Origin of the sequence: Sinorhizobium kostiense, from assembly GCF_017874595.1 — a bacterium.
In the GTDB taxonomy this organism is placed as follows: Bacteria; Pseudomonadota; Alphaproteobacteria; order Rhizobiales; family Rhizobiaceae; genus Sinorhizobium; species Sinorhizobium kostiense.
The window spans coordinates 156,403-177,053 of record NZ_JAGILA010000001.1 but is presented as its reverse complement, the minus strand read 5'-3'; the positions used below and the strand labels follow the sequence as shown (position 1 = coordinate 177,053).

Here is a 20,651-nt window from a genome sequence, read left to right as displayed (position 1 = left end):
TCATGTTACGACATCGCTTAATCTTCCCCGTCGCCTGCGTCGCTCTCGTTCTAAGTCTCGTACTGGCGGGGATGTGGATCTGGACCGGAAACGTCATCGTCTCGATCATGTCCGAGCGCCTGATCCGAGAGGTGACGCAGGCCGTGCATCGCGATGTCGACCAGATGATGCGCGGCGCCGACAACGCCGTGTCGCGATTGGCGAGCGACCTTGTGCGACGCGACCTGTCGCTTGGCGACCAGCAGGCCGTCGCGCGAGAGCTCCATGCATTGCTGGCCGAAGATCCCGACGTCGATTGGATGTTCTTCGGCAACCAGGCCGGCGGGCTCGTCTCGGTCGGGCGAATGGCCGATTCAAGCGTCGTGTTTCTGATGACCGATAACTTTCGCGCCGGCGTCCTGCGCGAGTTCGAAGCCTTGCCCGGCGGCAGGATCGGCCGTTTGCGGAAGGCCGAAGGCACGTTCGATGCACGCGAAAGGATCTGGTACCAACAGGCGAAAGAAACGGGCGAGCGGTACTGGACCGAGCCCTACCTCGGCGCAGCCGAGCCGGTCCTCGGCGTCTCGCTCGCCGCCCCGGTGTCGGATCAGAACGGCAATTTCATCGGGGTGGGCGGCATTGATCTCATCCTGACCGAGCTTTCCAGATTCCTGCAGACACTTGAAATCGGCGAGAACGGCCGGGCCTTCATCATCGATGCCAACGGAGATCTGATCGGCGCGTCGGGAGGAGTTTCACCCGTCACGATTGCTGCGGATGGCGGGCATCTGCGCCTGCAGGCATCGGACTCCGCCGATCCGATCGTTGCCGAGACCGCGCGCTACCTTCGTCGGTCCCCCGGGATCGTCGGGTCCGCGTCATCCGAGCCGGCAGCATTTTCTTTCAATGACCCTGCGCAGGGCAGGATCTATGCGGCCGTCGACCGCGTCGTAGGACCGGGCGCACTCGAGTGGACCATCATCTCGGCGGTGCCGGCGGCGGATTTCCTGAGCCCTGTCTATCGTGCAGCCTATCTCTCGATCGGCGTCGGCGCGGTGATCGTCACCGTCTTCGTCCTGCTCGGACTGGCGCTGATCGGACGCATGTTGCGGCCGCTGACAACCCTCACTCGGGCAGCGAACGCGATCGCAAGGGACGAATGGCAGGATGTGCCCGAGTTTCGCCGGAACGACGAGGTCGGCCTGCTCGCCCAGGCGTTCACGCTCATGACTTCCCGCCTCAAGGAGACATTGGAGGGTCTGCGGCGAAGCGAGGCCAACTTTGCCGAAGCTCAGCGCGTAGCCCATGTCGGCTACTGGGAACGGGATCTCGGCACCGACAGTCTGATGTGGTCGGAAGAGACATTTCGCATTTTCGGGATGGCGCCGCGGCCCGGCATGGTGGTCAGTCTTGCCGAGGCGGTCGAGCGGATACATCCTGACGATCGATCATACTGGAGCCAGACCGCAACAAAGGCCGTGAGTGGCGAAGGCCGCTACGAACTCGAGTACCGCATTGTCAGGCCAAGCGGCGAGTTGCGCATCGTCCACAGCCAGGGCGATCTGACAAAAGACGCCTCTGGCCGGCCGCGCAGCATGTTCGGCACGATCCAGGACATTACCGAGCGCAAACGGGTGGAGGAGGCGCTGCGAGACAGCGAGGAGCAGTGGAGGGCCGTATTCGAGAACAACCCGACAATGTACTTCATGGTGGATGCGACCGGCACCATCGTGTCCGTGAATCCGTTCGGCGCGGAACAGCTCGGCTATGCGGTCGGCGAGCTGATCGGCCGTCCCGTGCAGGACGTTTTCTACGAGCCGGACCGAGACGCCGTCCAGAGGCATGCGGCCGCCTGCCTCGAGCATCTCGGCCGCGCCATGAGCTGGGAGCTGCGCAAGATTCGCAAGGACGGATCGATGCTCTGGGTCCGCGAAACCGCCCGAGCGATGCTTATCAAGAAACGACCCGTCATCCTGATCGTGTGCGAAGACGTCACCGAGCGCAGACGCGCCGAAGAGGCTGCCCTGCGGAGCGAGGAGGAGCTGCGCGAAGTGATCGAGACGGTTCCGGCTATGGTGTGGACCGCGCTGCCTGACGGCGCCGTCGATTTCATCAACCGGCGTTGGCAGGAGTTCACGGGCCTCTCCCGGGAAGAAATGTCCAACGAAGGCTGGAAGCCGGAAGCCCGAATTCACCCAGACGACCTCGAGCAGTATAGGTCCAGATGGCGCGCCTCCATGGCTACGGGCCGCCCGTTCGAGGCCGAAGTGCGTGTCCGCCGCGCGGCCGACGGCGAGTATCGCTGGTGGTTGGAAAGCGCCGTACCGCTCAGGGATGATCACGGAAACGTTCTCAAGTGGTACGGATTTCTCGTCGATATCGAAGACCGGAAGCGGGCGGAGGAAGCACTGCAGAAGGCGCAGGCGGAGCTGGCACATGTCACACGCGTGACGACGATGGGAGCGCTGACCTCGTCGATCGCCCACGAGGTCAATCAGCCCCTTGCGGCCGTGGTCACCAACGCCAACGCGGCCCTGCGCTGGCTCGCAAGCCAGCCCCCCGACATCGACGAGGTTCGAGAGACGCTGCACCGCATCTTACGGGACGGGCAGCGGGCAGGGGAGGTGATCGGCCGGGTGCGCGCGCTGCTCAAGAAGACGCCCATTGTTTCCATGCAAGTGGACCTCAACGCCCTCATCGAAGATACGATAGCCCTCGTTCATGGCGAGGTGCGCCGCCATCGCATCCTGGTGAGGACGGAGCTGGCGCACGACCTCCCGCCGGTTACGGGCGACCGGGTGCAGTTGCAGCAGGTCGTTTTGAACCTGCTGATGAACGGCATCGACGCCATGAAGAAGGTGACGGACGGGCGACGCGAGTTGCTGATCAGCTCGAGCCTCGAGGCTGCCGGGTGCGTGCTGGTAGCGGTGCAGGACACGGGCGCCGGTCTGGAGCCCGAAAGTTCGGAGCGCGTGTTCGAGGCTTTCTATACGACGAAAGCGGAGGGCCTCGGCATGGGCCTGGCCATCTGCCGTTCGATCATCGAGGCGCATGGCGGACGGCTATGGGCTGGGGCGAACGATCCTTCCGGCGCTGTGTTTCAATTCCGCCTGCCTTCAGAGCCGGACGAGGGCGCCCCTGACAAGCAAGCGGGCTAGACTCCGGCCTGAATGAATCCCGTTGCGAAAAAATCCTGGCAACTGCATGTCTCCTAGTTAGCCCTGATCAAGGACAGACACATGCAGCAATTCAAAGTGCTGCGGCGACCTTTGCGCGTCTGATGAGGCGCTGTAGAGCGATCGTCATCAATCACTCTTGCCATCGCTCCTGCGCGCCAATGCAGACTGGATGCACTTCAGCAGGTCCTGTTCACTAAACGGCTTTTCCAGATAGCCGACAACGTCCCGGCCCAGGTCACGAGCGTGCACGGTCCAGTTCGGAAAGGCAGTGATCAGGACCGTCGGAATGCTTTCACCCAGAGCAACGAGTCGGCGATGCAGATCCAGCCCACTCATCCCCGGCATATGGATGTCAGTTACCAGGCAGTCCGTTCGGTGAAGATCACTCGATTTCAAGAAATCGGCGGCGGACGAAAACGCCTCCGCGTCAAACCCCAGGGATCTCATGAGACCCCTGGTAGCCTCACGCATCGACTGGTCGTCATCGACGATTGCAATCAGAGGCTTCTTTGTTGGCACTTCCGCCTCCAGTTCGCGGTCGGCGTTTTGCGAGAATCTAGAGTTGTAGCCAAGTGGTGACCTATACCAGCATGCAAGCTTGGCGAAGGCTCGGGTAGCTATACGTTGGTATAGCTCGCTTAAAACGGGTCGCCACGCGAGCGTTGAAGTGGCTTGTGGCTGATGTAATAATGGGCACGACTTCGTTTTGGGGCTCTGAAGAGGGCGGCTTGTTCGCGTGACCGGTGCTCTGTTACCGATCACCCCCCGACCAGATGCGGCCGCGAGGTCCTGCTTGAGGGTGCTGACATGACAGAAATGGCAGCCACAGTCATCGTGATTGATGATGATCCTGCGCTGCGCGACGCGCTGGGAAGCCTGCTTCGGTCCGTCGGTTTCGAAGTCAGGCTCCTCGCCTCGGTCGACGACTTCTTCCGGTCCGGCAGACCTCAGGGGCCGTCCTGCCTCGTCCTCGACGTCCGGTTACCGGGAAAGAGCGGCCTTGAATTTCAGCGAGAACTGTCTCGAGCCAATATCCAGCTCCCGATCGTCTTCATAACCGGGCACGGCGACATTCCCATGACCGTCCAAGCGATGAAAGAAGGCGCGATTGAGTTCCTGACCAAGCCCTTCCGTGACCAAGATCTGCTCGACGCCGTTCACGTCGGGCTGGCACGCGACCGCGCCTGGCTCGAGAATGAAAAGGCACTGGAGACGTTACGTGAAAACTTCGGAAGCCTGACGCCGCGCGAGCGCGAGGTGATGTCTTTGGTGGTAACGGGATTGTTGAACAAGCAAATCGCCGCCGACCTTGGCGTAAGCGAAATTACCGTGAAGGTTCACCGCAGCCAGGTCATGTACAAAATGCGTGCAAAATCTTTGCCAGAGCTCGCCCGGATGGCGGACAAACTGCAACTCACGCCGGAAAGGCCGCAGAGCGCTAAAAGCGCGCGCGATTGAACGAATTCCTGCTTCCCACTGTTTGTGCATGTCCTTGTCCTTAAAGCGAAGGCAATAGGGTCTGCAGATTTGTCCCTTTAATGAATGGTCCTGGAATACTCCGGAGGACAAGACTCGTCGAAATCCTCGACCAGTCGGACGAGCTCGAGCGAATACAGCGACAGACCGAACAGCGTCCCCGTCACGTAAAGCGTGAATGCAGACTGCCCGGCGAGCGATACCTGCCTCCCGCGAGACGCCGTTGTTTCTCGGGGCACGACGGAAAATGTCATCAGATGTTCCACGGAACCGGAATTCGGCTGTTCTTGATAGCCCGGCGATATTTGCACCGGGCTGCCCGGTACTATCGTCCAGCCCTCCGGCACGCGTTCGGAAAAAAGATTCAACGGGACCAGATCGATTTCAATACGGCTGAGTTCCTGTGTCATGGCGACTATCCTTCAGAAGGAACGTGGGGGAACGAAGAGACAAATGGTGCGACCGGTGGGCTCCCCTGCTACTGTGCAGTGGTGAAACTGTCCATCCGGGCTGTTCCTGATGCGAGTATCTCGTGACGTAATGAGCTCCCCGGTAAGCTTGATGACGTATCCGCGGGGGCCCTCGAGAACCGCCTGGCTGCGGATCTCGCGACAGTCCAGCCCGCTGCAGCACGAAAACGGATAAGTCCAGCCCGTCGGTTGTGCCGCAGTCGGCGTTGCATCATGCGCTGCTGCGGGGGCAGCGATCACGAGTGCCATAAGAGTAACCCCTCGCTTGCTCATCATCCGCACCTCGATGGTGAATAGGGCGACTTCGCTTTCGAGTTTCACAAGCGCCGTAACAGCGCCTCTCATTCCCTGCGGCTCCCGCACATTTTCGGAGCTACGGGTCCGCGGGAGATTGCAATAACAATAGCAACAGGCTTCCCGGCCTGACTATTGAGCAGGAGGAACGATCGGGTACCAACTGGATGGGGATGAACTATACGGAGGTTTAGGTCCCGGCCTAAACCGTTGTGGGTCCTCGAGGAGATGCCACTCGATTGGATTTGCAATGATCGGCTTGACGGAATAGAGTCCTAACCAAAGGATTGCCCAAGCCGCTTCCATGGGCGACGGCATTTTTCGCCCGGGATTGGGTCTGGTCGCGGCCTGAGCAAAGCCCTCGTTTGTCGGGGCGGATGCTATGACGGCAATGGAATTCCTGCCGGTTCTCATAATGGTCGCCGGGATCGTTCTGGTGGCGTTGGCGACCCTTTTTGTCTCCTCGCTGCTCCGCCCGTCCAATCCCTATCCCGCGAAGAACATGCCCTATGAATGCGGCATGGACCCGGCAGGCGAGGCCGCCGGCGGGCGCTTCAGGGTGCCCTTCTTCATTGTTGCAATCCTGTTGGTAGTCTTCGATGTCGAGGCGATGTTCCTCTTTCCCTGGGCCGTCGTCCTGAAGGACATCGGGCTCATCGGCTATGTCGAGATGTTCGTCTTCATTGTGCTGCTGCTCGTGGGTTTTGCCTATGCGTGGCTGAAGGGAGCGCTGGAATGGGAGGAGTAGGCGACGCGATCCGCGACAGCGTCCTGTTCACCACGGCCGACAGCGTCATCAACTGGAGCCGGAGATCGGCGCTGTGGCCCGAGACCTTCGGCATTGCCTGTTGCGCTATCGAAATGATCTCGGCCGGCTGCGCGCGCTACGACCTCGACCGGTTCGGCGTGGTGTTTCGCCCGTCTCCGCGGCAATCGGACGTGATGATCATCGCCGGCACCGTAACCCGGAAATTCGCGCCCGTCGTGCGCCGGCTTTACGACCAGATGCCGGAGCCGCGCTGGGTGATTGCAATGGGCACCTGCGCTATCTCGGGCGGGGTCTACAACACCTATGCCGTGGTTCAGGGTTCGGAAACCTTCGTGCCCGTCGACGTGCACGTGCCCGGCTGTCCGCCTCGGCCGGAAGCGCTGATGCATGGTTTCCTGCTGCTCCAAGAGAAGATCAAGAGGTCTCGGGCGCTCGCCGGCACGCCTCTGGATCGAGTCGCAGCGTCATGAGCGTGGTGGCGCCTCTCAACCCAGTTCTGATCATGGATCGCTTCGGGGGAGCCATCCAAGACCTCGGCGTCGCGCACGGCATCCACGTCTTCGTCGTTCCGCCGGACAAGATCGTCGAGTTCTGCCTCTTCCTGAAAGACCATCCGGCGCTTCGGTTCAATTTCCTCTCGGACATCTGTGGGGTTGATCGCTTTCCCGATACGCCGCGGTTCGAGACGGTTTACCACCTCTATTCGCTGCCGAACAAATGGCGGGTTCGCATCAAGTGCCGGCTTGGCGATCCCCCCGTGGTCCCCTCGGTCACCGGGGTGTGGCGCACTGCCAACTGGCACGAGCGCGAGGCCTGGGACATGTACGGCATCAGCTTTATCGGACACCCCGACCTGCGCCGGATCTACATGTGGGAAGGCTTCGAGGGCTTTCCCCAGCGCAAGGATTTCCCGCTGCGCGGTTACAAGGACAAGCTGAACCCGTTCGGTGCCGAAGGCCCGCCGCCGACGCAGCCCGACCTTGCCACCAAGGAAATTCCATGAGCGAGGCCGCTTTCACGTTGGACCGCTGAGATGACCGAGGTCACCGAACTCACGAGGCAGGAAGGCGAAGCGCTCAACTCCAAGGAAGTGCTTCTCAATCTCGGCCCGCAGCACCCCAGCACCCATGGGGTTCTTCGGCTCGTGCTCGAACTCGACGGCGAGTATGTCGAGCGCGTGGACCCACATATCGGCTATCTCCACCGCGGCACCGAGAAGCTTGCGGAGAGCTTCACCTACACCCAAATCTTCCCGCTGACGGACCGCCTCGACTATCTCTGCCCGCCCTCGAACAACCTGGCCTTCGCGATCGCGGTGGAGAAGCTCCTCGGCATAGAAGCGCCGATCCGGGCGCAATACATTCGCGTGATGATGGCGGAGCTCGCGCGGATCTCCGGCCATCTCCTGATCACCGGCGCGCTGCCGATGGATCTGGGCGCCATGACTGCGCTGCTTTACGCGATGCGCGAGCGCGAAATGATCATGGACCTCTTGGAAATGATCACCGGCGCGCGCATGCACACCTCCTACTGCCGGGTCGGCGGGGTGCGCGAGGACCTGCCCGAGGGTTTCCTGCCGAAGATCAGGGAATTCTGCGACATCTTCCCGAACCGCATCCGCGACTATGAACGCCTGATCGACAACAATCGGGTGTTTCTCAGCCGTACGCGGGGGGTTGGCGTGATCTCCGGCAAGGACGCCATCGATTGGGGCCTGAGCGGCCCCAACCTGCGCGCCTCCGGCGTTGACTGGGACATCCGGCGCGACGAACCCTACGAGATCTACGACCGAGTGGATTTCAGGGTCATCACCCGGGACGAGGGCGATTGCTTTGCGCGCTGGCAGTGCCGGGTCGACGAGATGCGCGAGAGCATCCGCATCATCGAACAATGCATTGATGAAATCCCCGAAGGACCCTTCCAGATCGACATGCCGACGATCGCCTTCCCGGTGGACAAGGAGCGCGTACATTGCTCGATGGAGGCTTTGATCCAGCATTTCGACCTGTCGGCCTATGGCTTCGACGTGCCAGCGGGCGAGGTTTACTCGGCGATCGAGGCGCCGAAGGGGGAACTGGGCTTCTACATCATCAGCGACGGATCGCCGAAGCCGTTTCGCATGAAGGTGCGTGCCCCCTCCTTCGTCAATCTCCAGGCGTTGTTCGGGGTGAGCAATGCGCGCTATCTAGCCGACATGATCGCCGTCCTCGGCAGTCTCGACCCGGTGATGGCCGAGGTGGACAAGTAGCGGGGAGGATTGGACGCGATGACGATGCGCGAAATGATCGAGGCGGCGGCGGCCCGGTATCCAAACCGGCGCTCGGCGATCATGCCCGCGCTCCTGATCGCGCAGAAGGAGCACGGCCATCTGCCCGGCCCGGTGCTGGAAGAGGTCGCCGACATTCTCGGGGTAGAGCGGATCTGGGTCTATGAGCTAGCGACGTTCTACACGCTCTTCCACACGGAGCCGGTGGGCAGGTTCCATCTTCAACTTTGCGATAATGTCTCCTGCATGTTGTGCGGGGCCGAGGACCTGCTGAGGCATCTGGAAGGGGTGCTTGGAATCAAGAAGGACGAGACCACTTCGGACGGGCTGTTCACACTTTCGACCGTCGAGTGCCTTGGCGCCTGCGAAATGGCTCCGGTGATGCAGGTCGGCGACGATTATCACGGCAATCTCGACGTGGCGCGGCTGGAGGAACTGCTTGAAAGCCTTCGGGCTTCGCTCGGGAAGGCAGCAAGCGCTGAGCACGCGTCACATCCGGCACCGGGAGAGTAGCGTGATGTTCGAGCCGGTCTTGCTCAGGAATGTCGATTTGCTGGACGGTCACTTGCTGTCGAGCTATGAGGCCGGCGGCGGCTATCAGGCGCTCGTAAAGGCGCTTCGGGACTTTACGCCGGACGAGGTCGTCGACCTCGTCAAACAGTCCAACCTGCGTGGCCGCGGTGGGGCCGGGTTCCCGACGGGCATGAAATGGGGTTTCGTCCCGAAGCGCGCCGACAAGCTGAAATATCTCTGCTGCAATGCCGATGAGGGCGAGCCCGGCACCTTCAAGGACCGGATCATCATGGAGCGCGACCCGCACCAGCTCATCGAGGGGCTGGCGGTCAGCGCCTACGCGATCGGGGCCGAGACCGCCTATGTCTACGTCCGCGGCGAATATGTGACGGCGATCCGTCGCCTGGAGCAGGCGATCGCCGAGGCCACCGACAAGGGCTATCTGGGCAGACACGTCCTCGGCTCGGAGTTCAATTTTGCGGTCCATATCCACTGCGGCGCCGGCGCCTATATCTGCGGCGAGGAAACGGCGATGCTCGAGTCGCTCGAGGGCAGGCGGGCGCAGCCGCGGTTGAAGCCGCCTTTCCCGGCCGTGGCCGGGCTCTATGCCAGCCCAACGGTGATCAACAATGTCGAAACGCTCGCCTGCGTGCCGCATATCGTGATGCGGGGGGCCGACTGGTTTCGGGGCATCGGCCCGGACAAGAGCCCCGGCCCGAAGCTCTATTGCGTCAGCGGCCAGGTGCGCAAACCCGGTCTTTATGAACTGCCGATGGGCATACCTCTTAGGGAACTGGTCGAGGAGCATGCCGGCGGACCGCTGCCCGGGCGAAGGATAAAGGCGGTGATCCCGGGCGGGGTGTCGGCGCCGGTCATCCCGGAGACCGGGCTGGAGGTGGGGATGGATTTCGACTCGCTTGCCGCCGCCGGCTCCATGCTCGGTTCGGCCGGCGTCATCGTGGTCGACGACACGGCCTGCATGGTCAAGGTCGCCACCCGGATCGTCGAATTCTTCCACCACGAGTCCTGTGGCAAGTGCACGCCCTGCCGGGAAGGGTTGAACTGGGCGGTGAAGGTGCTGCGCCGGATCGAGGCCGGCGACGGCGCAGCCGATGATCTGGAGCAATTGGAGATGCTTTGCAAGGGCATCTTCGGCAACACCTTTTGCGCCCTGGGCGATGGCGCAGCGATGGGGTTGCGGGCGGCGCTCAAGCATTTCCGCGATGAATTCGTCGCCCATATCGAGCAGCGGAGGTGCCCGTTTCACTGAACGGACGCAGTAGTGAGGAACCATGGCCAGCATCACGATCGACGGACATAAGCTTGAAGTCGAACCCGGTTCCACCGTGCTCGCCGCCGCCGAGCGTTTGGGCATCGAAATTCCGACTTTCTGCTATTGGAAACGCTTGCCGCCGCTCGCCTCCTGCCGCATGTGCCTCGTCGAGATCGAGGGGCAGCGGCGGCTGCAGCCGGCCTGCGCCACGGCAATCATGGACGGCATGGTGGTGCGCACGAATACGCCGCTGATCGAGGAGACGCGCTCGTCCATGCTCGACATGCTGCTTGCCAATCATCCGCTCGATTGCCCGATCTGCGACAAGGGGGGCGAGTGCGAGCTGCAGGACATGGTGATGGCCTACGGTCCGCGTGAAAGCAGTTTCCGCGACGCCAAACGGGTGTTCCATTCGAAGGACATCCGCCTGAGTCCGGTCGTCATCATGAATGTCAACCGGTGCATCCAGTGTCAGCGTTGCGTGCGGATGTGCGAGGAGGTCGTCGGCGCGGTCGCCTTGGGAACTGTCGAGAAGGGGATGGATACCGCCGTCACCGGTTTCGAAGGCAGCCTTGCAAGCTGCGACCAGTGCGGCAACTGCATCGAGGTCTGCCCCGTCGGGGCGCTGATGAGCTTTCCCTATCGTTACAAGGCGCGGCCCTGGGATCTCGATGAGACGGACACGATCTGCCCCCATTGCGGTACTGGCTGCCAATTGACGGTCGGAGCCCGAAAGGGCGAGTTCATGCGGGTGCGCTCGGACTGGGAACACGGAGTCAACCGCGAAACGCTCTGCGTGCGCGGCCGCTTCGGTCTCGACTTCATCGAGGGTAGGGGCCGGATCAAGCGGCCGATGATCCGTCGGGAGGGTGAGCTGACGCCGGTATCCTGGGAGGAGGCGGGCGACTATCTGCGCCGGCGCTTGACGGAGGTGAAGGCCAAGGCAGCGGGCGGGCTGATATCGCCGCGCCTCCCGAACGAGGTGATTTACCAGTTTCAGAAGCTGATGCGGACGGTGTTCCGCACGAACAATATCGACTGCTCGTCGCGTTGGTCGACGCCGGTCAACATCCTGGCGCCGCTTGTCGAGGCCTTCTACAGCCGTGCACCGCTCCAGCACGTGATCGGCAGCGACCGTGTGCTCGTCATCGGCGGTAACGTGACCGAGGAAAATCCGGTCACCGAGTACCTGCTTCGCGACGCCGCGCGGCGACGGCACGCTGGTTTGCTGATGCTCTCGGCAAGGCCGTCCCGGTTGGACGCCGATGCCTTGGTGGCGGTCCGCGTGCCGCCCGGGGCTGAGCCTCAGAGCCTGGCCACGATGGTAGCCAGTCTCGCGGTGGCGGCCTCTGATGCCTTGCCGGGTGATGCGCTGGCGGTGTTGACATCCGGCAGGCCGGCGGCCGAGGCCGGCGACAGCGCGCAGCGCCTTGCTTCCGCGCTCATGGAAGGGCGGAGTGTCACCGTGCTCCTCAGCGTCGACTGCCTGAGATCACCCGAAGCGCGCGCGATCCTCGAGCAGCTTAGCAACCTCCTGCAGGTTCTCCGCCTTCTCGGCAAGGAGCCTGTGATGCAGCTTCTGTTCGACCGCGCCAATCAGATGGGCGCCTGGGACATGGGCGCTCTCGCAACGGCGCTGCCCGGGCTTGTCCCAGTGACCGATGATCGGGCACGCGCAGCGCTCGAACGTGCCTGGGGCGCCGAGATACCGGCGGAGCCGGGCGCCGATTTCGCTGACATGCTGGACCTCTGTGCTGATGGGCGGATGGGCGCGCTCTATATCGTCGGAACCGACCCCGTCATGTCCTATCCCGACCGGGATTTCATTGAGCGGTCGCTCGGCGCCGCCGGTCTCGTGATCGTCCAGGACGCTTTCCTCACGGAAACGGCAGGGTTTGCCGACGTGGTGCTGCCCGCGACGGGTTACGGCGAGGAACCGGGCACCTTCACCAACAACGAAGGCCGGGTGCAAGAGGTGCGGAAATTCCGCGAGCCCGGCTTCGAGGTACGGAGCAACCTGGAGGTCTTCGATCTCGTCGCGACGCTTCAGAATCGGGCCCTGCAGCCCTCCGGTGCAGACGATATCTTCGAAGAGATTACCCGGCTGGTTCCAGCTTACGAAGGGTTGGCGCAGGGCGCGCTCGGCGCCGACGGCGCGTTCACCAGGGGAGGCGCGATGCCACCGGCTGCCCCGTTCTTCGCGCCGCCGTCGGATCATGTTGCAGGCGACCCGTTCGTGCTGGTCACCGGCAACTGCCTGTTTCACAATGGGTATGTGTCAGAACGATCCGAGGTATTGAATTCGGTTGCCGACGACCCCTATGTCGAGATGAGTGAACAGGACGCGGTGGAACTCGGCCTTTCAGATGGCGATCAGGTGGTCGTGCGATCCGCGCGGGGGGAACTCACCGCGAAGCTCAGGGCCAACAGGCGCTTTCCGCGCGGCCTCGTCTTCGTCCCCGAGAACTACAGAGCGCTGCGGCTCAACAGCCTGATGCGGCGGGGTGAATATCCATGTCCGGTGGAGGTTCAACCAGCCACTGCATCTCTCCTTCAATCGATCTCGATTTAAGAATACAGCGGCCTTTGCACGTCTGACCACCCGCAGCGCTGTAGTGTCGGCTTGCCCCCCCAGTGGCGAACCAGTTATCCGCCCGCGTGTCTTGTCAGTGATAGTGGGTCCCGCAAATGTAGTCGTGCAGGTCCTGCTCAGTGCGCTGGGCCTCTTCGAGCCTGTGTTTGACGACGTCGCCGACACTGACCACCCCGACCACGTCCTCGCCATCCATCACCAGAACATGTCGTGTGCGTCTCTCCGTCATGATCCCCATCGCAACTTGCAGCAGGTCCTTCGTCGAGCAGGTCGCAAAACCGCGGTTCATGATGTCGACAGCCCGCATCATCACGGCCTCGGCCCCATATTCGGACACAGCGTTGCAGCAGTCCCGCTCCGACAGCGTACCCAGATATTTTCCGTCCGAGCTGCCCACGACCACGAAGCCGATATTATTCGCGCGAAACATCCTGAGGATCTCCACCATCGTCTGATCAGGCGTGACCGCAATGACTCCGACACCCTTGTTCTTCACGATTTCGCCGACAAACATCTGAGGCTCCTCTCCTGTCGTAGGGCTCGGTTTGACAGCTGGGGCGTTCACGTTCGCCGGATATTCCGCCACCAGTTGTATCCCCGTGGCTCCTTCGTCTCTACCAGAACAATCTTTTCCGTATTCAACTGCGCGGCGACGACGCTGCCTCCGGTTGCCGCCTTGCCCGGTTTGGCGAGCAAATCGTCGCGCCCGATCACCAGATCGCGAGAGGAAAAACTCGAGAATTCGTACTGCTGGCCAAGTGCGATCGCGTCTGCCGGACAGGCGTCCTCGCAGAGCCCGCAGAACAGGCATCGGGCGGTGTCGATCTCGAATTTTGACGGGTGACGCTTGCCGTTCTCGTCCTCATAGGGGACGACTTCGATGCAATCGCAGGGACAGATCCTCGCGCAGAGTTCGCAGGCGACGCATTTGATCTCGCCCGCTTCATCGCGCTTCAGGAAGTGATGCCCGCGATAACGCGAATAGGGCACCCACTTTTCCTTATCCGGATATTGCATGGTCACGGGTCTGGAAAACATGTAGCCGAAGGTCAGGGCCAAGGCGCTCCCGAGATCGGCGAAGAACGCCCAGCCGACCCATGTTCCAGCTCTTTCAAGTGCGCGCGACATCGTCGCCTCGCTGCGGCCTCAAGATAACACAATGCCTGTTATGATTATGTTCGCCAGTGACAAAGGAAGCAAGACTTTCCAGCCGATCGCCATCAGTTGGTCATAGCGGTAGCGCGGGAAAGTGAAGCGGAACCACATGAACACATAGACGAAGAAGGCGACCTTGAGCGCGAACCAAAGGAGCGGCGGCAAGGGGAGGAGTATGCCGTTCCAGCCGCCGAAGAACAGGATCACCACCAGCACCGACACCAGCACCATGATGACGTATTCGCTGACCATGAAGAAGGCGAAGCGGATACCGCTATATTCGGTGTGGAATCCCGCTCCGAGATCGCCCTCCGCTTCCGCGAGGTCGAAGGGAATGCGTTGCGCCTCGGCCAGCCCCGCGACGAAGAACACGAAGAAGCCGACCGGCTGGTACACGACGTTCCAGACATCGGCCTGCGCCCGCACGATGTCGATCAGGCTCATGGACTGCGCCAGCATCACGACGCCGATGACCGCAAAGCCCATGGGGATCTCGTAGCTGATCATCTGCGCGCAGGTCCTGAGGCTACCGAGCACCGCATATTTACTGTTGGCGGCCCAGCCGCCGAAAATGACGCCATAGACCTCGATCCCGATCACCGCGAAAATGAAGAGGAGCGCCACGTTCATGTTGGAGACGTAGAGCGTGATCTCGTTGCCGAGAACCGAAACGGACTCGCCGAACGGGATGGCGACGAACACCACGAAAGGGGGGGCGAGGGCCAGGATCGGCGCCAGCTTGAAGAGGAAGCGATCCGCCTCTGCTGGAATGTGATCTTCCTTCGTGAGCAGCTTTATGCCGTCCGCCACCGGCTGGAGGAGCCCGTGCCAGCCAACGCGCATCGGCCCCATCCGCTGCTGCATGTGTCCGGCGATCTTTCGCTCCAGCCAGGTCAGCGGCAAAGGCAGTAGCAGCAGGATCGCAATAAGGAGTGCGACCTTGAGAACGATCAGTCCGAGGGCGACAATGAGTTCCATGTTCCGTGCCACTTGTGGGTACGGTGAACGCGCGACCTGATCTTGGCTCCGGCTGTCGACCAACTACGTGAGCGTGTCAGGCTCGGACAACGGTACAGCGGCGTGCCGCCGCTGGCAATGCCGGTCGCGCAGCAGTGGCGCGTTATGAGCCCGTCGAAGCCGACGCAGCATGCGATAGCGACGCGGAACATCTCCCGTTCCGCTTTAGTTTCAGACTGACCGGCCGGGCGAAAGTTTCGAAAGTCGCAGGCCCATCCCATGCGCGTGAGGATCGAAAATGAGGGTTCTTGTAATCGGCGCTTCCGGCCTGATCGGCTCCGCCATCTGCGCAAAGCTGATTGAACGCGGCGACGAGGTGGTGCGCGTGGTCCGGCCGGGCTCGGCGCCGGCGGTGATAGCGAGCGGCAAGATTGCCGAACTCGATCTTGCGCAGGCTGCCCCTGACGATTGGCTGCCGCATCTCTCGGGCGTGGATGCCGTCGTAAACTGTGCGGGCACGCTTCAGGACGGACCGGGCGAAGATACCTCCGCAGTCCACTTCCACGGCCCTTCTGCCCTGTTCAAGGCCTGCGAACGGGCAGGCGTTCGCCGGGTCATTCATTTCTCGGCAATGGGCGTCGAAAAAGAGCAGCCCTCGGCATTTTCCCGCACCAAGCTAGAGGGCGACAAGGCACTGATGGCCAGCGACCTCGACTGGATAATTCTGCGTCCCTCGGTCGTCCTCGGCCCTGGCGCCTTCGGGGCCAGTGCGCTTTTCCGCGGACTTGCGGCGCTCCCATGGCTCCCGCTCATGCCCGGTACCGGACGACTGCAGGTCGTGCGTCTCGAGGACGTCGTGCGCACTGTCGAGGTCTTCCTCGACCCGGCCTCTGCATCGCGGCTCGTGATCGAGGTCGCGGGCCCGGACGCGCTGTCCTTTGAGGAGGTTGTAAACTCCTATCGACATTGGTTTGGCTGGCCGGCGGCCCGCGCCGTGAACATGCCTGCGGCGCTCGCTGGAGCCGTCTACCGGCTTAGCGATTTTGCGGGTGCGTTGGGATGGCGCCCGCCGACGCGCAGCACGGCACAAAAGGAAATCGTTCGCGGTGCCGTCGGCGACAATCGGCCCTGGATCGTTGAGACTGGCATCAAACCAGCTGCGCTCGGCGAAGCCCTCGCCAGGACGCCGGTTTCCGTCCAGGAAAGATGGTTTGCGAAGCTCTATCTCCTGAAGCCCGTCATCTTCATCGTTCTGTCGCTGTTCTGGGTCTTGACCGGGATCATTTCGCTGACGATCGGCTATGAGCTCGGCATCGATCTGATGCAGCGCACGGGCGCGGGAGCCCTCTCCGGCCCAAGTGTCGTTGCCGGTGCGCTGGCGGACATGGTCATCGGCGTGGCGATCGCCTTTCGTCGGACGAGTCGCATCGGACTTTATGGCGCCGCAGGCCTTTCCCTGTTCTACGCGGTGGCTGGAACGATCCTCCTTCCCGAACTCTGGAGAGAGCCTCTCGGGCCGCTCATGAAAATCTGGCCCATTCTGGTGCTGCACCTCGTCGCGCTGGCGATCCTGAAGGATCGATGATGCTCTATTTCAGCCTCAAGTTTCTCCACATCATCGGCGCTTCCGTCCTGCTCGGCACTGGCGCCGGCATCGCCTTCTTCATGCTTCTGGCGCATCGGACCGGTCGCGCGGACGTGATTGCAGCGGTCGCCCGGATCGTCGTCGTCGCGGATTTCCTGTTTACGGCGACTGCGGTGGTGCTGCAGCCGATCACCGGCGTCGCTCTCGCCTGGCATGTCGGCTATTCGCTGAGCGAAGGATGGATCGTGGTTTCGCTACTTCTCTACGCCGTCACGGGGGCGTTCTGGCTTCCGGTCGTCTGGATGCAGATGCGGATGCACAAGCTTGCCGAGGCGGCGAGCAAGAGCCAACAGCCGCTGCCTAAGGCCTACCACCGGCTCTTTCACCTGTGGTTCGCTTTCGGCTTTCCGGCTTTCGGTGCGGTCCTGGCGATCTTTTGGCTGATGATCACGCGGCCATCTATCGGGGGGGCAGGCGGCGCCCTCCTGTGAACATCCGCCGAAGCCCCGCCGAGACGCTGATTCAAAAACAGGAGTTGCGAGGCAACATCATGAAGGAGGCGGTACGGACGCCGTTGTCTTCTTGCCTTTTCGAAGGTTGTCGTTCCGGCAGCTCAAGAAAAGTCGGGAACAGCGGTCGGTTATGCTGGTTTTAGATGGCAGACGAGGCAGGCATGAATGTCTGTCTCCGAAGCCAATGGAGGATGCGAGAATGACGGACGACAGATACCGACGCGAAGGGCAACGGAGATACCGCCGCGACTACGATGAAAGCCGAAACCGGTCCTATGGCCGGAACTTCGAGGGCGACGAGGGGCGCTACCAGCGCGGCGGGTGGGAAAGCATCGACGACGACTATCCGTTGGGCGGTCAAGGTTATGGTAACGAACGCTACGGCGGTGGACGTTCTCGCTGGGAATACGGCGGGCGAATGAGTGGACAAGGCGGCTACGGCCGCAGGTCGGGGTCTCGCTGGGGCGCTAGTGAAGACCGCTTCGGTCCCAGTTACGGGGGCGAATACGGCGGCTTTGAAGATCAGGACTATGGCCGTGGCCCAAGTGGATACGGCAGCGATTACGGTTATGGCGGGTGGTCCCAGCGTGAGGGCCGCTGGGGTGGTCCGGGCCGCGGCAGCTACGGCCGGCAGGGCCGCGAGTTCGAAGGGCAGCGTTCCGGCGGAGGCCAGGGCATGTCTCGCGAAGCTTACAGGCAAGGCGCCCAAGGGGGCGGCGGATATGGCGAACAAATGTCGAGCGGCGGCTACGGCCAGTGGTACGGTGAGCGTGCCGGGCAACACCGTGGTCGCGGGCCGAAGGGTTACAGGCGGTCCGACGAGCGCATTCGCGAGGACGTCTGCGACCGCCTGAGTGATGACGCTTCCGTTGATGCTTCCGAGATCGAGGTCCGTGTCAACAGCTGCGAGGTAACGCTGAGCGGCACCGTGGAAAGTCGCGATCAGAAGCGTCGCGCGGAAGACTGCGCCGAAGCGGTCTCCGGAGTGAAGAACGTCCAGAACAATTTGCGAGTGAGTGAAGGGTCCGGCGCGGGCACGGCAACCAGGAGTAGCTGGACCGGCTCGAGCTCGGCAGCGAGTGGGACGGCCGGAACCCAGAGTTCGGGATCGAGCGGCACGTCCGGCACCCAAGGTTCGGGAACGAGCGCCTTCGGCTCGGACGCGAAACGCGAAACCTGAGCCGTCGAATCCGCCGGCACCTCCAGGAAGCGCACCTTGAGTGAGCAGGTGCGCTTCCTTGATTTCGACTGGGCGAACCGGCTGAAGCGCGGCTGCGGCCGCAGCTGTTTAAGACAGCGCCCATCACAGATTTGCATCGCCTCATAAAATGGTTTCATGGCCGGCGGCTGCTCTGCCCTTGACTTCGAGGCTTCCATCTTCTCTAAACTATGTTGTCAGACATCTTACATAGATTGAGATTGATCGCTGACCGGAGGAGGACTGCGTGAAGAAACTGCTTGCACAGCTTGCCATCGGCGTCGCCGCCCTGGCATTCGTGACCGCCGCCCAGGCCGGTGAGACGCTCGACCGGGTTCTGGGCAAGAAGGCGATGGTCATTGCGACGAATAGCGGCTGGCCACCACAGAGCTATCTTGACGACAACAATGAAATGGTGGGCTTTGACATCGATGTATCCAAAGAAATCGCCAAGCGGCTTGGTGTCGAAGTCAGTTTCGAGACACCGGACTGGGCGACGCTAACGGGCGGTCGCTGGCAGGGGCGTTATGATCTCGGAGTTGGCTCCGTCACGCCGACGAAAGCCCGAGCGCAGGTCATCGATTTCGCCGGCATCTATTATTACAGCCCCTATGTGTATGTGCTCCACAAGGACAGCAAGGCGAAGTCCCTCGATGACTTGAACGGTAAGATCATCGGCGTTGAAACTGCCACTACGTCGGAGGATTTCATTCGCCGACAGTTGGAAATCGATGCGCCCGGGCTGCCTCCCATCGAATACAAGCTGGAGCCGGGCGAAGTCCGTACATTCGCCGACTCCATGCTGCCGTTCGACGACCTGCGCCTTGGCGACGGTGTGCGGCTTGACGCAGTGATCGCGCCGGAACAGACGGCGCTGAACGCGATCAAGAACGGCTATCCACTGCGCATACTCGAGGGCGAATATGCTTTCAGGGAGCCGCTGGTCGTAATCGCTGAAAAGGCGGATCCTGACTGGACGAAGAAGGTCGGCGGCATCATCGACGAGATGAAGAAGGACGGAACGCTGTCGGCGCTGACCACGAAGTGGTACGGCAAGGACTACAGCGCGGATTGACAGACACACGGGCGGCAGCCGCCGCCCGTTACCCCACCCCTTCGTCTGCGCGTGAGGAAAATGTCCTATCCCGACACCTACTACACACAAACCATGGCCGAACGGAAGGTCAGACCAGTTCTGTCCGAGACGGTCGAATGTGACACCGTAATCATCGGCGGCGGACTTGCTGGTCTGACAACTGCGCTGCAGTTGGCGCGCGCCGGCCAAGCGGTCGCGGTACTCGAAGCAGAGAGCGTGGGCTTCGGTGCCTCGGGCCGCAATGGCGGCTTCGTCAGCCCCGGCTTTGCCACTGGAGACGACAAGATCGCGCGCATCGCGGGAAGAGAGGCGGCCCGGCAGATGCACCGGCTGTCGATCGAAGGTGTCAATTTTGTTCGCGAAACGATCGAGACCCTGAAGATCGAGGGTGCGAAGCCGCAGCACGGACTGATCAGCGTCCTGCGCTATGACGATGGTGAAAGCCTCAAGGCGCATTCAAGGGCGATGGAGCACGCTTACGGCTACCAGCTCGAATATCTCGATTCACATCAGGTGCGGTCGGTCCTTAAGTCAAACCGCTATTTCCAGGGGCTGCGCGACCCCGATGCCTTTCACATGCATCCGTTGAACTACCTTCGAGGCCTCGCATCCGAGATCGAGCGTCTGGGCGGCCGGATCTACGAGAGGTCGGCCGCGGCCGGGTGCGAGCTCAGCGGCGCAGAAAAGATTGTTTCCACGGCAAAGGGGCGCGTCAGGGCGCGCACGGTCGTCTTCACCACCGGGGGGTACACCGGTTCGCTGAACGGCCGGCTGAAGCGTTCGTTTCTGCCGATTGCCACCTATGTCATGCTCAGCGAAGAGGCGCCGGACCTCATCGGCACTGCGATCGCCACCAGCGACGCGGTGGGCGACAATCGCCGGGCCGGCGACTACTACCGGCTGGTCGAAGGCGGCAAGCGGCTGCTCTGGGGCGGGCGCATCACGACGCGCGCGGCGTCGCCAGCGGCGCTCGCGGCGGAACTCAGGCGCGAGATGATCGGCACCTATCCGCAACTCAGGGAACTCAAGACCGAACTCGCCTGGTCCGGGCTCATGTCCTATGCCCGCCACCTGATGCCGCAAGTCGGAGAGATGCAGCCCGGGGTGTGGCATTGCACGGCCTTTGGCGGGCATGGGCTGAACACGACCGCGATCGGCGGCAAGCTGGTGGCCGAGGGCATACTTGGCCAATCCGATCGCTACAAGCTGTTCAAGCCCTTTGGTCTGGTCTGGGCCGGCGGCTTCGCCGGGCTGGCGGTGGCACAACTCACCTACTGGAAACTACAGGCACAGGACTGGTGGCGCGAGCGCGCGGCCTGATCCGCCGGAGAGAATA

Annotated in this window: 19 protein-coding genes; 14 read left to right on the top strand and 5 right to left on the bottom strand. The window is 62.1% G+C overall.

Features of this window, described 5'->3' with window-relative positions:
- Positions 1-2: 2 nt before the first annotated feature.
- Positions 3-3,137 (top strand): PAS domain S-box protein, encoded by a 3,135-nt coding sequence (locus J2Z31_RS00780; RefSeq protein WP_209599973.1) that lies wholly within the window; start codon positions 3-5, stop codon positions 3,135-3,137.
- Positions 3,138-3,284: 147 nt separating this feature from the next.
- Here J2Z31_RS00780 and J2Z31_RS00775 read toward each other — a convergent pair whose 3' ends face one another.
- Positions 3,285-3,677, bottom strand: coding sequence for a response regulator transcription factor (locus J2Z31_RS00775; RefSeq protein WP_209599972.1), 393 nt, complete (start codon positions 3,675-3,677; stop codon positions 3,285-3,287).
- A gap of 288 nt (positions 3,678-3,965) precedes the next feature.
- Here J2Z31_RS00775 and J2Z31_RS00770 point away from each other — a divergent pair, with 288 nt between their 5' ends.
- Positions 3,966-4,616: a response regulator transcription factor gene (locus J2Z31_RS00770; protein WP_209599971.1), complete on the top strand. Its 651-nt coding sequence runs from the start codon at positions 3,966-3,968 to the stop codon at positions 4,614-4,616.
- 77 nt (positions 4,617-4,693) lie between these two features.
- Here the strand turns inward: J2Z31_RS00770 and J2Z31_RS00765 are convergent, their stop codons facing one another.
- Complete coding sequence (locus J2Z31_RS00765) at positions 4,694-5,044, bottom strand: hypothetical protein (RefSeq protein ID WP_209599970.1); 351 nt, start codon at positions 5,042-5,044, stop codon at positions 4,694-4,696.
- A gap of 736 nt (positions 5,045-5,780) precedes the next feature.
- Between J2Z31_RS00765 and J2Z31_RS00760 the strand changes: the two genes are divergently transcribed.
- From J2Z31_RS00760 to nuoG, 7 genes are read left to right on the top strand one after another with little or no spacing between them, the layout of a single operon-like run.
- Positions 5,781-6,146, top strand: a complete 366-nt coding sequence (locus J2Z31_RS00760; RefSeq protein ID WP_209599969.1) for an NADH-quinone oxidoreductase subunit A — start codon at positions 5,781-5,783, stop codon at positions 6,144-6,146.
- On the top strand, positions 6,134-6,637 hold the full coding sequence (locus J2Z31_RS00755) for a NuoB/complex I 20 kDa subunit family protein (protein WP_209599968.1): 504 nt from the start codon (positions 6,134-6,136) through the stop codon (positions 6,635-6,637). The genes J2Z31_RS00760 and J2Z31_RS00755 overlap by 13 nt, the downstream gene beginning before the upstream one ends.
- On the top strand, positions 6,634-7,170 hold the full coding sequence (locus J2Z31_RS00750; protein ID WP_209599967.1) for an NADH-quinone oxidoreductase subunit C: 537 nt from the start codon (positions 6,634-6,636) through the stop codon (positions 7,168-7,170). The genes J2Z31_RS00755 and J2Z31_RS00750 overlap by 4 nt, the downstream gene beginning before the upstream one ends.
- A 30-nt stretch (positions 7,171-7,200) precedes the next feature.
- The gene (gene nuoD / locus J2Z31_RS00745) at positions 7,201-8,415 is read left to right on the top strand and encodes an NADH dehydrogenase (quinone) subunit D (RefSeq protein ID WP_209599966.1); all 1,215 of its coding nucleotides are present in this window, start codon (positions 7,201-7,203) and stop codon (positions 8,413-8,415) included.
- 18 nt (positions 8,416-8,433) lie between these two features.
- Positions 8,434-8,946 (top strand): NADH-quinone oxidoreductase subunit NuoE, encoded by a 513-nt coding sequence (nuoE, locus tag J2Z31_RS00740; RefSeq protein WP_209599965.1) that lies wholly within the window; start codon positions 8,434-8,436, stop codon positions 8,944-8,946.
- A 4-nt stretch (positions 8,947-8,950) separates the two neighbouring features.
- Positions 8,951-10,216, top strand: a complete 1,266-nt coding sequence (nuoF, locus tag J2Z31_RS00735; protein WP_209599964.1) for an NADH-quinone oxidoreductase subunit NuoF — start codon at positions 8,951-8,953, stop codon at positions 10,214-10,216.
- Between the two features lie 22 nt (positions 10,217-10,238).
- Complete coding sequence (gene nuoG, locus J2Z31_RS00730; protein ID WP_209599963.1) at positions 10,239-12,791, top strand: NADH-quinone oxidoreductase subunit NuoG; 2,553 nt, start codon at positions 10,239-10,241, stop codon at positions 12,789-12,791.
- A gap of 94 nt (positions 12,792-12,885) precedes the next feature.
- On the opposite strand, the gene J2Z31_RS00725 is transcribed toward nuoG, so the two are convergent.
- From J2Z31_RS00725 to nuoH, 3 genes are read right to left on the bottom strand one after another with little or no spacing between them, the layout of a single operon-like run.
- Positions 12,886-13,326: a CBS domain-containing protein gene (locus J2Z31_RS00725; protein WP_209599962.1), complete on the bottom strand. Its 441-nt coding sequence runs from the start codon at positions 13,324-13,326 to the stop codon at positions 12,886-12,888.
- A gap of 47 nt (positions 13,327-13,373) precedes the next feature.
- Positions 13,374-13,940, bottom strand: a complete 567-nt coding sequence (locus J2Z31_RS00720) for an NADH-quinone oxidoreductase subunit I (RefSeq protein ID WP_209599961.1) — start codon at positions 13,938-13,940, stop codon at positions 13,374-13,376.
- An 18-nt stretch (positions 13,941-13,958) separates the two neighbouring features.
- A complete protein-coding gene (gene nuoH, locus J2Z31_RS00715; RefSeq protein ID WP_209599960.1) occupies positions 13,959-14,945 on the bottom strand; it encodes an NADH-quinone oxidoreductase subunit NuoH in 987 nt (328 codons plus the stop codon).
- Between the two features lie 277 nt (positions 14,946-15,222).
- Between nuoH and J2Z31_RS00710 the strand changes: the two genes are divergently transcribed.
- The 5 genes from J2Z31_RS00710 (at position 15,223) to J2Z31_RS00690 (ending at position 20,635) form a co-directional block, all read left to right on the top strand.
- A complete protein-coding gene (locus tag J2Z31_RS00710; protein WP_209599959.1) occupies positions 15,223-16,509 on the top strand; it encodes an SDR family oxidoreductase in 1,287 nt (428 codons plus the stop codon).
- The gene (locus J2Z31_RS00705; RefSeq protein ID WP_209601028.1) at positions 16,509-17,000 is read left to right on the top strand and encodes a DUF2269 family protein; all 492 of its coding nucleotides are present in this window, start codon (positions 16,509-16,511) and stop codon (positions 16,998-17,000) included. The genes J2Z31_RS00710 and J2Z31_RS00705 overlap by 1 nt, the downstream gene beginning before the upstream one ends.
- Positions 17,001-17,220: 220 nt before the next feature.
- Positions 17,221-18,201, top strand: coding sequence for a BON domain-containing protein (locus tag J2Z31_RS00700; protein WP_234939216.1), 981 nt, complete (start codon positions 17,221-17,223; stop codon positions 18,199-18,201).
- Between the two features lie 265 nt (positions 18,202-18,466).
- Positions 18,467-19,294, top strand: coding sequence for a transporter substrate-binding domain-containing protein (locus J2Z31_RS00695; RefSeq protein ID WP_209599958.1), 828 nt, complete (start codon positions 18,467-18,469; stop codon positions 19,292-19,294).
- Between the two features lie 60 nt (positions 19,295-19,354).
- Positions 19,355-20,635, top strand: a complete 1,281-nt coding sequence (locus tag J2Z31_RS00690) for an NAD(P)/FAD-dependent oxidoreductase (protein ID WP_209599957.1) — start codon at positions 19,355-19,357, stop codon at positions 20,633-20,635.
- Positions 20,636-20,651: the final 16 nt, after the last annotated feature.

What these genes read in the sequence shown, in the direction of transcription:
- J2Z31_RS00755 (WP_209599968.1), top strand. Translation starts at nt 6,134, where the DNA reads ATGGGAGGAGTAGGCGACGCGATCCGCGACAGCGTCCTGTTCACCACG.
- J2Z31_RS00725 (WP_209599962.1), bottom strand. Translation starts at nt 13,326, where the DNA reads ATGTTTGTCGGCGAAATCGTGAAGAACAAGGGTGTCGGAGTCATTGCG.
- J2Z31_RS00750 (WP_209599967.1), top strand. Translation starts at nt 6,634, where the DNA reads ATGAGCGTGGTGGCGCCTCTCAACCCAGTTCTGATCATGGATCGCTTC.
- nuoD (WP_209599966.1), top strand. Translation starts at nt 7,201, where the DNA reads ATGACCGAGGTCACCGAACTCACGAGGCAGGAAGGCGAAGCGCTCAAC.
- J2Z31_RS00700 (WP_234939216.1), top strand. Translation starts at nt 17,221, where the DNA reads ATGACGGACGACAGATACCGACGCGAAGGGCAACGGAGATACCGCCGC.
- J2Z31_RS00710 (WP_209599959.1), top strand. Translation starts at nt 15,223, where the DNA reads ATGAGGGTTCTTGTAATCGGCGCTTCCGGCCTGATCGGCTCCGCCATC.
- J2Z31_RS00770 (WP_209599971.1), top strand. Translation starts at nt 3,966, where the DNA reads ATGACAGAAATGGCAGCCACAGTCATCGTGATTGATGATGATCCTGCG.
- J2Z31_RS00720 (WP_209599961.1), bottom strand. Translation starts at nt 13,940, where the DNA reads ATGTCGCGCGCACTTGAAAGAGCTGGAACATGGGTCGGCTGGGCGTTC.
- nuoE (WP_209599965.1), top strand. Translation starts at nt 8,434, where the DNA reads ATGACGATGCGCGAAATGATCGAGGCGGCGGCGGCCCGGTATCCAAAC.
- nuoG (WP_209599963.1), top strand. Translation starts at nt 10,239, where the DNA reads ATGGCCAGCATCACGATCGACGGACATAAGCTTGAAGTCGAACCCGGT.
- nuoF (WP_209599964.1), top strand. Translation starts at nt 8,951, where the DNA reads ATGTTCGAGCCGGTCTTGCTCAGGAATGTCGATTTGCTGGACGGTCAC.
- nuoH (WP_209599960.1), bottom strand. Translation starts at nt 14,945, where the DNA reads ATGGAACTCATTGTCGCCCTCGGACTGATCGTTCTCAAGGTCGCACTC.
- J2Z31_RS00780 (WP_209599973.1), top strand. Translation starts at nt 3, where the DNA reads ATGTTACGACATCGCTTAATCTTCCCCGTCGCCTGCGTCGCTCTCGTT.
- J2Z31_RS00705 (WP_209601028.1), top strand. Translation starts at nt 16,509, where the DNA reads ATGCTCTATTTCAGCCTCAAGTTTCTCCACATCATCGGCGCTTCCGTC.
- J2Z31_RS00760 (WP_209599969.1), top strand. Translation starts at nt 5,781, where the DNA reads ATGACGGCAATGGAATTCCTGCCGGTTCTCATAATGGTCGCCGGGATC.
- J2Z31_RS00690 (WP_209599957.1), top strand. Translation starts at nt 19,355, where the DNA reads ATGTCCTATCCCGACACCTACTACACACAAACCATGGCCGAACGGAAG.
- J2Z31_RS00765 (WP_209599970.1), bottom strand. Translation starts at nt 5,044, where the DNA reads ATGACACAGGAACTCAGCCGTATTGAAATCGATCTGGTCCCGTTGAAT.